The sequence below is a fragment of the Lignipirellula cremea genome (assembly GCF_056501455.1).
The window spans coordinates 4,437,233-4,451,798 of the sequence record NZ_CM151415.1 but is presented as its reverse complement, the minus strand read 5'-3'; the positions used below and the strand labels follow the sequence as shown (position 1 = coordinate 4,451,798).

Here is a 14,566-nt window from a genome sequence, read left to right as displayed (position 1 = left end):
CTTACTCGGTTGGCTCCCTCGGCAGAGCGCCGCCTGATCGCAGACGCCGACAGACCAGATGCCACAGCAGGCCGATCCCGATCAGCGCGAGCCCGAGGATCCAGATCCGGGCCTCGACCCAGAAGGCGAGAAACAGGCAGGCGGCGAGGCCCATCCAGGCGATCCACCGCGGGTAGAGCCTTTCCTCGCGATTCAGACGCAGAGCCGCGAGATTCGTGACGGCGTAATAAATCAGGACGGAGAACGCGCTGAACGACCACGTCCAACCGACGTCGCCGATCAGGGTCAGCCCCGCGGTCACCGTTCCGACGAGGACGACCGCGGCGTAAGGCGTCGATCCGCGATCGTCGACCCGCATGAAGACGCCGGGCGCGTCGCCGCGACGCCCCATCGCGAAAACCACCCGGGAGAGTCCCAGGATCAGATTCAGCAGCGTCCCGAGCATCGCCGCCACGGCGCCAATTGCGATGAACGTGCCGACGCCGGGAACGGCGAAGGATCGGGCCGCGTTCTCCAAAGGCGCCGCGCCGTCGATCGCCGCTCCGCCGAACGCCTCGGCTCCGACGGCCGCCACCCCCACGATCGCGACGGCCGCGTAGACGACGGCGGAGATGATCAGCGTCGCGATGATCGCGCCGGGAATCGTGCGACGCGGTTCGCGAACTTCCTCCGCCATCGTGGCGATGCGTCCGTACCCGGCGAAGGCGACGAAAGCGAGTGCGCTCGCTCGGAAGAATCCTTCGACCGGAGAGAGACCTTCCTCCGCCGGCGCAAAGAAGGGAAGAAGGTTGGCGTTTGCGTTAGACAGAGCGGAAGGGAGCCCCGCGATCACGAACGTCGCCAGCGCCGCCAGGGCGAGCGTCACGATCACGGCATTCGCCCCGACCGATCGCCGGAGGCCGCAGAGAACCAGGACCGTCATGCAGGCGACGGCGGCGATCGCGACCGGCAGCAGCCAGACGGCAGGATCTCCGCCGAACGAACGCAGGACGTACCCGGCGAAGCCGAGCGCGGCGGTCGCTGCCGAGGCGCTCTTGGCGACGAGGAACGTCCACCCGGCGACGAAGCCGATGCTGGGCGTCAGCCAGCGATAACCGTACTCGTACGTTCCGCCGCTGACGGGATGATTCGCCGCAAGCTGGGCGCTGGAGAGTCCGTTGCAGGCTGCCACGGCTGCCGCCACGACGATCGCCAGCAGAACCGCCGGGCCCGCAGCCTCCGCGGCGACCGCGACGCTGACGAAGACGCCCGTGCCGATGACCGATCCCAGGCCGAGCGCGGTCGCCCCGAGCAGTCCCGTTTCACGACGCAGGGTTCCGTTCGTCATTCCGATTCGGTCAACCATTCGAGCGGCATCCGCGCGAGCCGGAGCGAACCCGTGCGATAGTGATTGCCGTCGATCGAACCCCCCTCGTAGAAGCACAGAATCGCGCCGTCAGGATCGATCGCCAGATCGGAGTAGCCGGCGAGTCCTGGTTCCAGAACGCGGCTCGTCGGCCAGGTCTTGCCGTCGTCGCTGCTGTACCGGAGCGTGAGGTTCTTGCGGTCGCGGGAGGGTCGCGACTTCGCTTCGGCGCCGGCCAGCTTCGACGGATCCGGGTTGGCGAAGATCAGACCGCCCTGCTCACCCGGCACGAGGATCAGACTTCCCATGCAGACCGGTTCGTAAAGCTCTTCCTGAAAGACCGGCTTGGACCAGCCGCTCGAACCGTCGGCGCCGATGACGACCGCACGTCGATGGGCGTCCGATTCGCTGCGGATATTGAGCATGACGCGCCCGTCGGAGAGCTCCGAGACGACCGTTTCGCTGGGGTTCACCAGTTCGGGCGGACCTGCTGCGACGGCGCCCGCGTGCCAGGTCTTGCCCCCGTCGTCGCTGACGATCGTTGAGACCACCGACGGACGATGAGCGTGACCGCCGGTGCCGAGCGAGAGCCAGACCGGCACGACGAGGCGTCCCGAACGAAGCTGGATCCCGTGGCCGGGCCCGGTCGCGATCACCTTCCAGTCGTAGTCCTTGCGCAGCTCTTCGAACGCGCTCGTGATGTCGACCGGCTCGCTGAACGTTTCGCCGTCGTCGTCGCTCCGCTGGTAGAAGCACCGGGCGTACTCGACGCAGTACAGAAAATGGACGACGCCCGGACTCGCGTCGGCGATGGCGACCGGGTTGTTCACCGTCGCGTCGGACTCCTTGCCGAGCCCCTGCTTGAGCGCGGCCTCGTTCTTCGGAACCTTGGCTCCATGATGAGCGACGTGACGAGGCGGACCCCAGCTCTTTCCGCCGTCGGCGCTGCGACGCATCAGGACGTCGATCGCGTTCCAGTCGCCCGAGGCGTTCCGGCGGGCCTCGCAGTAGGCGAGCACGCTTCCGTTCGTCGTGACGACGATGCCCGGGATGCGATAGAGGGCGTATCCGTCCCTGCCGGCTTCGAAGAGGTCGACCGTCTCGACCGCATGTTTGCCGGATTGCGGCTCCGCGGCACGACTCTCGACTCCGCCCAAATGCGAGCACGCGAGAACGGTTGCCAAGGCCGCGACTAGACGGCGAAGCCGAACGGGCCAGGCGGTAGAACGGAACATGGGCGGGTCGTCGAAGAGGAGAACGCGAAGCGTCGAAGCAGCGTCGATGATAACTTCCGTGAAGTCGCATCGTCGGTTCGATCGCCGACAGAGCGCCGTTCGCGCCGCCCTGGATCCTGATTCCCTTTGCGGGACGGCGCGGGAGCGGCTACAGTCGAAGTCGCCGCCTGCTCTCTCATCGCATCCTCCCGCCTCACCTCCGCCGATGCCGTTCCGCGAAGTCGCATGGCGATGGTACATGTCGCTCGGTTTGTGGACGCTCGCGCTGCTGGTCGGATCGTCGGCTTCTCTTGAAGCGGTCCGCGGCGACGACGCGCCTGATTTCGCGCGAGACGTCCAGCCGCTGCTCGAATCGCGGTGCCTGGGATGTCATTCAGCGTCGATCCGCAAGGGCGAGCTGTCGCTGGAGACGCGGGACGAAGCGGTCGATTCGGGCTTTCTCGTGCCGGGGGCCGCGACTGCCAGCCACCTGATGGACGTCCTTCGTGCCGAGGACGCCAAGCCGCCGCGGATGCCGCAGGAAGGCCCGCCGCTCACAGGAGCGGAGATCGCCATTCTTTCCGCCTGGATCGACTCGGGCGCCGACTGGCCGGAAGGCGTCGTGCTGCGCGAACCGTCGAAGGCTGACGCTTCGTGGTGGTCGCTTCAGCCGCGCATGGTCGTCGATCCGCCGTCGAACGACGAAGCGCCCGAAGGCTGGAACGATCATCCCGTCGATCGGTTCATCTTCGCGAAGCTGCGGGAGAAGGGACTTTCGCCGAACCCGCCCGCGACGCGGAGGGATCTCATTCGCCGCGTCACCTACGACCTGACGGGCCTCGCGCCGACGCCGGAAGAAGTCGACGCGTTCGCGGCCGATGAGTCCCCCGACGCGTACGAGCGGCTGGTCGATCGGTTGCTCGCTTCGCCCCGCTACGGCGAACGCTGGGGCCGGCACTGGCTCGACGTCGTTCGCTTCGGCGAGAGTCGGGGCTTCGAGCGGAACGAGATCATCGACAACCTCTGGCCGTTCCGCGATTACGTCATCGAGTCGTTCAATCGAGATCGTCCGTTCGAGGACCTGGTGCGGGAGCATCTCGCCGGCGACGTTCTCGCGCCGGATGACCCGTCGTCGCAGATCGCGAGCGCTTTTCTCGTCGCCGGACCGTACGACGACGTCGGCAATCAGGATGCGATCCAGGCGGCCCAGATTCGCGCCAACACGATCGACGAGATCATCCGCACGTCGAGCGAAGCCTTCCTCGGGCTGACAGTCGGATGTGCGCGATGCCATGACCACAAGTTCGATCCGATTCGCCAGACCGATTACTACGCACTCTATGCGACCTTCGCCGGAGTACGTCACGGAGTTCGCGAACTGGCGTCGCAGTCGGAACGGGAGGCCCGCGCGGCGAAGCTGGCGCCGCTCGACGCGAGGCGTGCCGCGCTGACGAAGGAGCGGGAAGAACAGGTCGCCAAAGCCGCAGGCGGCGAAGCGCCTGGCGCCCGGCTGACCGAGATCGACGCCGAGATCGCTCGAACGAACTCCGAGATCGCCGCGATCCCCGCTCTGCCGAGCTACTGGCTCGGATCACGCGAACCGGCGGCGGGTCCGTTCCATGTCTTTCTCGGCGGAAGTCCGGAGCGAAAAGGCGATCCGGCCTCGATCGTCAGTCTGGCCGTGCTGGACGACGCGATGACGCCGTATCGACTGGGCCCTGAGGCGCCCGAAGGGGATCGGCGGAAAGCCTTCGCGGAATGGCTCGTCGATCCGAAACATCCGCTGACCGCGCGCGTGCTGGTCAATCGCCTCTGGCACTACCGTTTCGGGTCGGGCCTCGTTCCGACGCCAAGCGACTTCGGCTACATGGGCCAGAAGCCGACGCATCCGGAGCTGCTCGACTGGCTCGCACAGAAGCTCGTCGACGAAGGGTGGCAGATGAAGCCGATCCATCGTCTGATCGTCACGTCGCAAACCTATCGCCAGTCGAGCGAATGGCGGGCGGACGCCGCAGCCGTCGATGCCGAAGCGAGCTATCTCTGGCGCTTTCCGCCGCGTCGGCTGTCGGCGGAGGAAGTCCGCGATTCGATGCTGGCCGCGTCGGGCGCGCTCGACCTGCGAATGAACGGCAAGGGCTTCCGGCTTTACAAGTACCTGCAGGACAACGTCGCGACTTACGTGCCGCTCGACGAGGTCGGCCCCGAAACCTATCGCCGCGGCGTCTATCACCAGAACGCGCGGGCGGCGCCGGTCGATCTGATGTCGGAGTTCGACAGCCCCGACTGTTCGTTCTCCACGCCGAAGCGAGCCGAGACCACCACGCCCCTGCAGGCGCTCGCGACGCTCAACCATGACTTCACGCTCGACCTGGCCGCCCTGTTCGCCGAACGCCTCGCACGCGAAGCGCCGGGCGATACGAATGCCCAGGTCGAGCACGCTTTTCGCCTGTTGATGAACCGGGAGCCGAACCAGGACGAGCGCGTCGCCTGCGCCGCCTTCGTGAACGAGCACGGACTTCCGGCGCTCGGCCGCGCGCTCTTCAACGCCAGCGAATTCCTCTACGTCCCCTGATCGAGCCATGCGAAACGTCTTCGACGCGACCCGCCGGCGATTCCTCGGCGACCTGACGAGCGGGCTCGCGGGTATGGGTCTGCTGCAACTGCTGGGACGTGACGGCTTCGCTGCCGAAGCGTCGCCGTCGTCGTACGGCGCCGCGACGCCTCAGCATCCGCCGCGGGCGAAGCGAGTGTTGCAGATCATGTGCCCCGGCGCCGCGTCGCATGTCGACCTGTGGGAGCACAAGCCCGAACTGGAGAAGCGCGACGGCGAGCCCCTGCCGGGCGAGGAGAACTACGTCTCGTTTCAGGGGAAGAACGGGCCGCTGATGAAGAGCCCCTGGCCGCTCGTGCCGGCGGGCCAGTCGGGCAAGCGGATCAGCTCGCTGCTGCCGCACATGGCGCAGCATGTCGACGACATCGCCTTTCTCCACGCGATGCACAGCGAGACGAATACGCATGGCCCCGGCTGCATCTTCATGAACACGGGGCACGAGCAGGAGGGCTTCCCCTCCGCCGGCGCCTGGACCAGTTGGGCCCTGGGCAGCGTCAACGACGATCTGCCGGCGTACGTCGCCATCCCCGATATCCGGGGCGAGCCGCCCAACGGCCAGGCGAACTGGTCGAACGGCTTTCTGCCCGCGAGGCACCAGGCGATCCAGCTCAGCGCTCATCGACCGATCCGCAATCTGGCGCGACCGGCGTCGATCTCGGAGGCCGAAGATCGTGCGACGTTCGAACTGACGGGGCGATTGAATCAGGCGTTCGCCGATTCGCTGCCGAGCGAAACGGAACTCGCCGCGCGCGTTTCCGCGTACGAACTGGCGGCGAAGATGCAGCTTTCGGCGCCCGAGGTTTCCGATCTGTCGCGAGAGACGGCCGAATCTCACAAAACCTACGGCACGGACGATCCGAACGAACTGAAAGCCGCCTACGCGCGGAACTGCCTGCTCGCGAGACGCCTGCTCGAACGGGACGTCCGCTTCGTGCAGCTTTTCTGCGCGAGCCGGGCGTCCGGCGTCGACGGACTGCTCAACTGGGACGCGCACAAGACGTTGAAGGCCGATTACGAACGTCACTGCCCCGTCTTCGATCAGCCGACGGCGGCGCTGCTCTCCGATCTGAAGCGCTCGGGCCTGCTCGACGATACGCTCGTGCTCTGGACGACCGAGTTCGGCCGCATGCCGACGCGGCAGGAAGGCAAGGAGGGCCGCGATCACAACCCCGACGGCTTCACCTGCTGGATGATGGGCGCCGGCGTGCGCGGCGGAGTCAGCTACGGCGCGACCGACGACTTCGGTCGTCGAGCGGCGGTCGATCCGACGACCGTCTGGGACTTCCATGCCACGGCGCTCCACCTGCTCGGCTTCGATCACGAAAAGCTCACGTACTACTACAACGGGCTCGACCGGCGCCTGACCGACGTGCATGGCAAGGTCATCGACGCCGTGCTCGCCTAAGCGCCGATCGAACGAGAACGACGAACCGGGGGGACTTGCGAGGGATCGGGTGCGCGTCTCGAATCCCCTTTTCTCGTTCGCCAGCCACTCTCTGCTCTTATGAAACAGCGTCTCTCCGCGGTCGTCGTCGGTACCGGCTTCATCGGCCCCGTTCATATCGAAGGCCTGCGCCGCGCCGGCGTGCGCGTCGCCGGCATCGTCGGGTCGTCGCCTGAAAAGTCGCGCGGAGCTGCCGAGCGGTTCGATCTGCCACGAGGGTACGCGTCGCTCGAGGAGGTTCTCGCCGACGACTCGGTTGACTCCGTCCACCTGACGACGCCGAATCGTTTTCATTTCGAGCAGGCCGCGGCGGCGCTTCGGGCGGGCAAGCACGTTCTGTGCGAGAAGCCGCTGGCGATGAACTCCCGCGAGACGGCGGATCTCGTTCGGATCGCGGCCGAATCGGGACGCGCGGCGGGCGTCTGTTACAACGTGCGATACTATCCGCTCTGCCTGGAGGCGGCCGATCGCGTTCGACGCGGCGAGATCGGCGAACTGTTCCACGTCGCGGGGAGCTACGCCCAGGACTGGCTCTTCCATCCGACCGACTTCAACTGGCGCGTCGTCGCCGAAGAAGGAGGCGAACTGCGGGCCGTCGCCGATATCGGCACGCACTGGCTCGACCTGATTCAGTTCGTCACCGGTCGCAAGATCGAATCCCTCTGCGCCGATCTGCAGACCGTCTTCCCCGAACGCCGTCGTCCCAAAGGGGGCGTCGAGACCTTCAGCGGCAAGCTGTCGAAGTCGATCGAAACGGAGCCCGTCGCCGTCACGACTGACGACTATGGCTGCCTGATGCTGCGCTTCGAAGGGGGCGGACGCGGCGTGATGTGGGTCTCCCAGACCGTCGCGGGAAGAAAGAACTGCCTGCGGTTCGAACTGGCGGGATCGAAGCGCTCGCTGGCGTGGGAGAGCGAACGCCCCAATGAGCTCTGGATCGGCAGCCGGGACTCGGCGAACGAGTCGCTGATTCGCGACCCGGCGCTGCTCGGCGATTACGCCCGCAAGCATGCCGACTACCCGGGCGGCCATAACGAAGGCTTCCCCGACACGTTCAAGCAGTTGTTCCGCTCGTTTTACGACTACGTGGCCGCCGGCGACTTCGCGGCGCCCTGCCCTTTCCCCACGTTCGAAGACGGGCATCGCGAAGTCGTCATGTGCGAAGCGGTCCTCAAGAGTCATCGCGAACGATGTTGGGTGGACGTGTAGCAGCCGTGTCGAGGTCGGAACGGGCCCTGGACGGCCTCCTTGGATGGATAGACCGATGAGCGAATCGAACGCTTCTCCGATCATCACGCTCCGTATTCCGGGAGCATGGTCGAACCCTGGCGAACTCGTCACGCGTCTTCCGGGGGGCTTTCGCCTTACGCCCGAAGCCTTGCATCTGCCGGACGGCACGCAGGTCGAGTTCGCGCCGATGCCGCCGGACGGTCAGTTCGCGAAGATCTTCCGATCGTCCTGTCGCCGACAGCCCGAGGCCGAAGAACTCGCCGCGGTCGAACGTTACGCCGTGAACGTGGGATTGATCGGTCCGGGCGGTTCGTTCGAGTCGGCGCTGAAGATGATGCAGGCCGCCGCCGCCATCGTGCGAGCCGGCGGCGCCGGAGTCTTCATCGACAACAGCGCCCTGGCGCACGGCGGCGGCGACTGGCTGGCGATGACCGACGATGGATCGCCCGACGCGATCAGCTTCGCCTTCGTTTCGATCGTCGGCGGTCGTCAGGAAACGTACACGATGGGAATGCACGCGATAGGCCTTCCCGACCTCGCGTTTCGTTCTTCCGAGGTCGACGAAGAAGGCGAAACGATCGTCGCGATCCTGCGCTACGTCTGCGAAGGGGGCCGATCGATCGAAGTCGGTCATGCGATCGCCGACGAGCGGAGCCTGCGGTTCCAGGTCGTCGACCGGACGAGCGACGACTTCGACCTGGAAAGCCCGATGCACAATCCCTTCGGACGACTGAAGATCGTGAGCGTGAAATCGCTTGCCGAAGAGAACTGACGGCCCGCTCGAAAGGGTCGACGCTCGTCAGGAAAGGCGGGAATCACTTGAAGGAGATGCGAACTTGAAGCTCGGATTCGTCACGGCCATCCTGCCCGACCTGTCGTTCGAGGACGTTCTGTCGCAGGCGGCCAGGATCGGCTACGAGTGCGTCGAAGTCATGTGCTGGCCCGTCGGCAAGGCCGAGCGACGCTACGCCGGCGTCACCCACCTCGACGTCACGAACTTCGGCGAGCAGGAAGCCGAGCGGACTCGCGAGTTGTGCGAACGGTACGGCGTCTCCATCAGCGGCCTGGGCTACTATCCCAATCCGCTGACTCCGGATGTTGAAGAAGCTCGCGTGGCGGTCGAACACCTGCGGCGCGTCATCGATGCGGCGGCGGTTCTGGGCGTGAGACAGGTCAACTCCTTCGTCGGCAGGGACTGGACGAAGTCCGTCGACGCGAACTGGCCGCGGTTTCTCGAGACCTGGCGACCGATCGTGCAGCACGCCGAAGAACGGGGCGTCCGGATCGGGATCGAGAACTGCCCGATGTTGTTCACGAATGACGAATGGCCGGGCGGCAAGAACCTGGCGATCAGTCCCGCCATCTGGCGCCGCATGTTCGCGGACATCCCCAGCGATTCGTTCGGGCTGAACTACGACCCGTCGCATCTCATCTGGATGCAGATGGACGAGTCACGACCGCTGCGGGAGTTCGCCGATCGGCTGGTTCATGTCCACGCGAAGGACGTCCGGCTCGACCGCGAACGCCTGAACGACGTCGGCATCCTCGCGACTCCGAACGCCTACCACTCGCCCAAGCTGCCCGGGCTAGGCGACGTCGACTGGGGGAAGTTCTTCGCCGCGCTGACCGATGCCGGCTATCGGGGTCCGGTCTGCGTCGAAGTCGAGGATCGCGCGTACGAGGGCTCGCTCGCTCTGCGGCTGGCGTCGCTCCGGCAGAGTCACGACTTCCTGCGGAATTACATTCCGCGCGAGGAAGCGGACGCATGACGCCGCTCTACGCCGGCGTCGACCTGGGCGGCGCGTCGATCAAGGCCGCCGTCGCGACAGAGCGAAGCGAGATCGTCGCGGAAGATCGCATTCTGACGAACTCGCACGAAGGTCCCCTCGCCGTCGTCGAACGGATGGCCGCGCTGATCGAACGACTCGTTCGTCCGTCAGGCGGAGAACTCCGCGGTATCGGCGTGGGCGTGCCCGGACTCATCGACGTCGCGACGGGCGTCACCAAGTTTCTCCCCAACCTGCCGACGCAGTGGCGCGACGTCCCGGTCGCGGCGATGCTGCAGGAACGTCTCGGAGCCCCGGCGAGACTGCTGAACGACGTCCGCGCGGCGACTCTGGGAGAATTGCGGTTCGGGCACGGCGCCGATCTTCCGGAAGTGACGATGGCCTTCTTCGCCGTCGGCACCGGAATCGGCGGCGGAGTCGTCATCGACGGCAAGCTCCGCCTCGGCCCGCTCGGCGCGGCGGGAGAACTGGGCCACCAGACCATCCTGCCGGAAGGCCCGCGCTGCGGCTGCGGAAACCGCGGCTGCCTGGAGACGCTGGCGAGCGGCCCCGCGATCGCTGCCGAGGGCGTGCGCCTGCTGAAGATGGGCCTCGCTCCGCACCTGCACCAGGCCGTCGAGGGCGACGCCGCGCGCGTCACGCCCCGCGAAATGCTGGCGGCGGCCCAAGCGGGCGACGGACTCGTGCAGGAAGCCCTGGCGCGTGCCGGCGAATGGCTCGGAATCGCCGCGGCGAACGTCGTGAACGTCCTGCATCCCGACCTGATCGTGATCGGCGGCGGCGTCGCGGAACTGGGCGAGACGCTGCTCGACCCGGTCAAGCGCACGATACGCCAGCGCGTGGGCATGTTCCCGACCGACGGCGTTCGCGTCGAGCGCTCTGCATTGGGCGAGCGCGCTGGTATTCTCGGTTGCCTGGCGCTGGCTCAAGAAACCGCGCTTGCCGATTCGAACTGATCGCACGCTTCCGAACCGCTCCTCGAAAGACCTGCGCGATGGATTACGGATACTCCGACGTCTCGAAGATGATCGATCATTCGCTGCTCAATCCGACTCTGACGATGCGCGACCTGGAGGCGGGCTGCGAACTGGCGGTCGCCTACGACGTCGCCAGCGTCTGCATCCTCCCCTACGCGCTCGCCCGCAGCGGCGAGATCCTTCGCGGCAGCACGGTGAAGACCAGCACGACGATCGGCTTTCCGCACGGCGGGCACACGACGGCCATCAAGCGGGCCGAGGCCGAACGCGCGGTCGCCGACGGTTGCCAGGAACTGGACATGGTGGTCAACATCAGCGCCGTGCTGAGCGGCGACTGGGACTACGTCCGGAAGGACATCGCCGCAGTGATCGACGTCGCCCACGCCGTGGGCAGCCAGGTGAAGGTGATCTTCGAGAACTGCTATCTGAACGACGAACAGAAGATCGAACTTTGCCGGATCTGTTCCGACCTGAACGCCGACTGGGTCAAGACCTCGACCGGTTACGGCACGGGGGGCGCCACGCACGACGATCTGAAACTGATGCGGAAGCACGCCGCGCCCCATGTGCAGGTCAAGGCGGCAGGCGGCGTACGCGACCTCGACGCCCTGCTCGCTGTCCGGGCGCTCGGCGTCAGCCGCTGCGGCGCCAGTCGCACGCAGGAGATGCTCGACGAATGCCGTCGGCGCCTCGGCCTCCCCGCGATCGAGTACGCCGGCGCGGCGAAGGCTTCGGGCTACTGATCGTCACCGTCCTCTCGCCGAGGCGGAATCATGATCAGCCGCTGGTTCGCCGCGACGTTCGCTTGCGTAGCAGAGCCTCTGCGCGGGAGGTAGACGACGACATCGACCTTCGTGCGAGCTCCCAGTCCGAAGTGGGCCACCGCCTCCTGTCCTGATCCGTAGCCGAAACCGACGGCGATTTCTCTACAACCAAGAATCGCTTCCCGTTCGCCTGCCCTGCCCTGTTCGTAGATGCAGACGCGGGCGCCGACGCCCATCTTGTTCATTTCGGGAAACCCGTTAACGGCGACGTCGAGCCAGTTGCCGCCCGGGGTCTCGTTCTTCAGCAGCATCGATTTCCGCTCGGGCCACCAGCTTCCGACGAAGAGGTCGATCCGCCCGTCGCCGTCGAAGTCGCAGGTCGGCGCAGCCGAGGCGTAGATCGCCTTCCCGTCGCGGAGCAGCTTCGCGAAGAAGGGCCCGCTGCCGCGGACGGCGCGGTCTTCCGCCGTCGGGAAATCGTTCACGCCCAGGGCGCCCGCACGGAACTTCGGAACTCCGTCTTCGATGCCGACGTTTCGGAAGATCACCGGGTGCGGCGTCTGGCCGTCGAACAGGATCATGCTGCCGTACAGGTCGAGGCGCCCGTCGTTGTCGAAGTCCTGAAACTCGACATGCGGCGCCTTAAGCGGCAGCGGAACCAGGCCCGCCTGCTCGGTCACGTCCTCGAACCGCGGCGTTCCTGCTTCGACGCCCCGATTCAGGTAGAGCCGGTTCGCGACGGGAGACGCCCAGGGGTGGTCGTAATGCTGGCCCAGCGCGACGTCGAGCAGGCCGTCATTGTTGACGTCGCCGAAGCAGACGCCGCAGACCATATCGTCGCCGCCGGAGTCCTTCCACTCGAACGTCTCCCGGGCGCCGGGCGCTTCGCGGAAAGAGCCCTTGCCGTCGTTGAGCAGCAGCACGTTGCCGCCGTCGCTGGAGGCGAAGAAAAGGTCGGGCCAGCCGTCGCCGTTCAGATCGCCCGCCGCGACGCCTCGCCCGGCGACGTTCTCAGGAGTGCCGATCTTTCGCGAGACGTCTTCGAACCGGAGATCGCCGAGGTTGCGAAAGACTCGCGAGCTGCGCGTCGGAGAACCGTTGTAGCCGGTCGTCGGTTCTTCCCCGACCGCCAGATCGAGCAGGCCGTCGCCATCGAAATCGAGAACGGCGACGCTTCGCGCGCCGAAGCGAGGCGGGCAGGCGCCGTTGTCCTTCGACACGTCGACGTACCGTCCGTCACCTGCGTTTTCGAACAGCGTGCAGCCGACGACGGCTCGGCCCGGAACGTCCGACTTCTCCTTCGGCATGCTGCCGACATAGAGATCGAGATCGCCGTCGATATCGAAATCGGCGAAGACGACGCCTGTGGTGCGACTGAACAGGGCGAGCGACTCCTGATCCTCGGCCTTGAAACCCTTGTCCGTCGCGAGGAGCAGGCGATTCGTTCCGCCCGACTTCTCCCCGAACGTGCCGACGTAGAGATCGGGTCGTCCGTCGCCGTTCGCGTCGCCCCAGGCGGCGCCATGGACGCGGAATCCTTCCAGCGCCGCGGCGACGCCGGTTTCGTCGGCGACGTCTCGAAACTGGAAGTCAGGCTCATGGGAGCGAGCGCCGCTCGAAGCGATCGCCGCAACGCCGGCGATCAGGGCCGCGAAAACGATTCTGCCGAAGCGATTCATCGCTGCTCCTCCGTTTCGCGTTCCGACGCCGGAATGTGGATCGCCGTGAGGGCACAGGTCTCCCAGTGACGGCTGCCGCGGCTGACGTTCCAGGTGACGAAGAGCGTCTCGCCCTTTTCGTCGAGGGCGGAGCCGAACGTCCCTTTCAGTTCGACGCCGTACTTTTCGGCGTATAACGGATTCAGAAACGCGAGGACCTTCTTCTGGTTCGTCCTAGTGTCGTACTGCACGATCGCCGTGTCGCCCTCGACGCTGTCGCCGTGGGCGCCGGGAATGTAGTAGAGATATCGCCCCGTCGGGTCGGCGTCGATCGTCGTGATGTAGGTCGGCTCGTCGACGGCGGCCGGACCGAGCCGTTCGATCTTCTCGCTCTCAGGATCGAACGACCACAGGGTCGATCCCCCTTCTCCGCCCTGCGAGACGGCGTAGATGAGGCCCTGCGGCGTCTCGCCGGTCGCGGCACGCAGGCCGGGCACGTCGCCCGCCACCTTCATCGGCTTGCCGCCGTTCTCGTCGGGACGGTAGCGCATCAGCACGGCGCCGTCGCGGATGCCGTCCTTCCCCTGCGTCCAGTAGACGCGACCCGTCGAAGGAGAGAACATCAGCGCCCGCGCGGGCCCCTCCGGCTCCGAATGCAGGAGCTTCCGCTCGGCGAGATCGTACGCGAAGAAGCGGATGTCGTCGCGTTCGTCGCCGCTGTTCAGCCCTGCCGCGGTTCCGCCGTAGAAGATCAGTCGCTCCGGATCGAGCACGCTGGCCGGGATCGCATGCTTCGGAACGGGCGCCTGGGCGACGACCTCGCACGATTCGCCCCCCTCCCTGCCGTCGATGCGGCAGCGGAGGATCCAGTCGCCTTCATATCCGTGGTCCTCGGTGGTGACCTTCTCCGATCCCCGATGCGTGGCGAAGTAGATCCAGCCGTCGCTTCCCTGATCGATGCGGCTGTGAATCTTGCCGGGCGCGTAAACATCCCGCGGCAGCGCCAGCGTCCTGGTCGTGTCGGCGACCATCGCGAACGTCTTCGCCTGCGGATCGTACGCGAAGACCCGGGCGGTCCCGTTTCCGTGACCGCCGTCCCCTTTGAGCCCGATCGCCAGGTGGTCGCCGATCGCCGAAACGTACTTCCCGCCCGCGAACGTTCCGTCGCCCCAGACCGACCACGGCTCGCCCTGATAGTCCTGACCCGGATAGTAAAGGAAGTCGACGGTCGGCGGGGTCTTCGCGACCGCGACCCCCTGCTTCAACGTCTTCGAAGGTTCGAGGAACTTCGGCGACTGGTCCGTCGCCACGCTCTTCCCGCCAGGCAGCGACGGGGGAAAGGTGATCTCGCGATCGGTCTGAGCCTGCGCGAGGCTCGCGCCGAAGGCTCCGCTCGCGATCGCCGTCGCGAAGAGACACGCCCCGACGAATCGGCGTCGGCTGCCGAACGAAAAGAAGAAGTGCATGGCAGGAAGAGGCAGGAGGAGAGAAGGCGCGGAGGAACGGAAGGAGAATTCGTTTGAGCGCTTCAGTCCC

Annotated in this window: 11 protein-coding genes; 7 read left to right on the top strand and 4 right to left on the bottom strand. The window is 66.4% G+C overall.

Going from position 1 to position 14,566, the window contains the following annotated elements:
• Position 1: 1 nt before the first annotated feature.
• Together SH602x_RS17300 and SH602x_RS17295 are read right to left on the bottom strand one after the other, a co-directional pair.
• The gene (locus SH602x_RS17300) at positions 2-1,327 is read right to left on the bottom strand and encodes an APC family permease (protein WP_479473507.1); all 1,326 of its coding nucleotides are present in this window, start codon (positions 1,325-1,327) and stop codon (positions 2-4) included.
• A complete protein-coding gene (locus SH602x_RS17295; protein WP_479473506.1) occupies positions 1,324-2,580 on the bottom strand; it encodes a sialidase family protein in 1,257 nt (418 codons plus the stop codon). Before SH602x_RS17295 ends, SH602x_RS17300 begins: the two co-directional genes overlap by 4 nt.
• On the opposite strand from SH602x_RS17295, the gene SH602x_RS17290 reads away from it, so the two are divergent.
• The 7 genes from SH602x_RS17290 (at position 2,579) to deoC (ending at position 11,351) form a co-directional block, all read left to right on the top strand.
• Entirely contained in the window at positions 2,579-5,131 is a 2,553-nt protein-coding gene (locus SH602x_RS17290) for a PSD1 and planctomycete cytochrome C domain-containing protein (RefSeq protein ID WP_479473505.1), read from the top strand. The genes SH602x_RS17295 and SH602x_RS17290 overlap by 2 nt on opposite strands.
• Positions 5,132-5,138: 7 nt before the next feature.
• Complete coding sequence (locus tag SH602x_RS17285; RefSeq protein ID WP_479473504.1) at positions 5,139-6,575, top strand: DUF1501 domain-containing protein; 1,437 nt, start codon at positions 5,139-5,141, stop codon at positions 6,573-6,575.
• A 99-nt stretch (positions 6,576-6,674) separates the two neighbouring features.
• Complete coding sequence (locus SH602x_RS17280; protein WP_479473503.1) at positions 6,675-7,823, top strand: Gfo/Idh/MocA family protein; 1,149 nt, start codon at positions 6,675-6,677, stop codon at positions 7,821-7,823.
• Between the two features lie 55 nt (positions 7,824-7,878).
• Positions 7,879-8,616: a hypothetical protein gene (locus SH602x_RS17275; RefSeq protein WP_479473502.1), complete on the top strand. Its 738-nt coding sequence runs from the start codon at positions 7,879-7,881 to the stop codon at positions 8,614-8,616.
• A gap of 64 nt (positions 8,617-8,680) precedes the next feature.
• Positions 8,681-9,613, top strand: a complete 933-nt coding sequence (locus tag SH602x_RS17270) for a sugar phosphate isomerase/epimerase family protein (RefSeq protein ID WP_479473501.1) — start codon at positions 8,681-8,683, stop codon at positions 9,611-9,613.
• A complete protein-coding gene (locus tag SH602x_RS17265) occupies positions 9,610-10,587 on the top strand; it encodes an ROK family protein (RefSeq protein ID WP_479473500.1) in 978 nt (325 codons plus the stop codon). Before SH602x_RS17270 ends, SH602x_RS17265 begins: the two co-directional genes overlap by 4 nt.
• Positions 10,588-10,625: 38 nt before the next feature.
• Positions 10,626-11,351 (top strand): deoxyribose-phosphate aldolase, encoded by a 726-nt coding sequence (gene deoC, locus SH602x_RS17260; protein ID WP_479473499.1) that lies wholly within the window; start codon positions 10,626-10,628, stop codon positions 11,349-11,351.
• On the opposite strand, the gene SH602x_RS17255 is transcribed toward deoC, so the two are convergent.
• Positions 11,345-13,051 carry a CRTAC1 family protein gene (locus SH602x_RS17255; protein WP_479473498.1) on the bottom strand — a complete coding sequence of 569 codons (1,707 nt, stop codon included), beginning with the start codon at positions 13,049-13,051 and terminating at the stop codon, positions 11,345-11,347. The two genes, deoC and SH602x_RS17255, sit on opposite strands and share 7 nt — an antisense overlap.
• Entirely contained in the window at positions 13,048-14,496 is a 1,449-nt protein-coding gene (locus tag SH602x_RS17250) for a lactonase family protein (RefSeq protein WP_479473497.1), read from the bottom strand. Before SH602x_RS17250 ends, SH602x_RS17255 begins: the two co-directional genes overlap by 4 nt.
• Positions 14,497-14,566: the final 70 nt, after the last annotated feature.

Coding starts and splice junctions, on each gene's coding strand:
- SH602x_RS17300 (WP_479473507.1), bottom strand. CDS start 1,327: ATGACGAACGGAACCCTGCGTCGTGAAACGGGACTGCTCGGGGCGACC.
- SH602x_RS17290 (WP_479473505.1), top strand. CDS start 2,579: ATGGGCGGGTCGTCGAAGAGGAGAACGCGAAGCGTCGAAGCAGCGTCG.
- SH602x_RS17295 (WP_479473506.1), bottom strand. CDS start 2,580: ATGTTCCGTTCTACCGCCTGGCCCGTTCGGCTTCGCCGTCTAGTCGCG.
- SH602x_RS17285 (WP_479473504.1), top strand. CDS start 5,139: ATGCGAAACGTCTTCGACGCGACCCGCCGGCGATTCCTCGGCGACCTG.
- SH602x_RS17280 (WP_479473503.1), top strand. CDS start 6,675: ATGAAACAGCGTCTCTCCGCGGTCGTCGTCGGTACCGGCTTCATCGGC.
- SH602x_RS17275 (WP_479473502.1), top strand. CDS start 7,879: ATGAGCGAATCGAACGCTTCTCCGATCATCACGCTCCGTATTCCGGGA.
- SH602x_RS17265 (WP_479473500.1), top strand. CDS start 9,610: ATGACGCCGCTCTACGCCGGCGTCGACCTGGGCGGCGCGTCGATCAAG.
- deoC (WP_479473499.1), top strand. CDS start 10,626: ATGGATTACGGATACTCCGACGTCTCGAAGATGATCGATCATTCGCTG.
- SH602x_RS17255 (WP_479473498.1), bottom strand. CDS start 13,051: ATGAATCGCTTCGGCAGAATCGTTTTCGCGGCCCTGATCGCCGGCGTT.
- SH602x_RS17250 (WP_479473497.1), bottom strand. CDS start 14,496: ATGCACTTCTTCTTTTCGTTCGGCAGCCGACGCCGATTCGTCGGGGCG.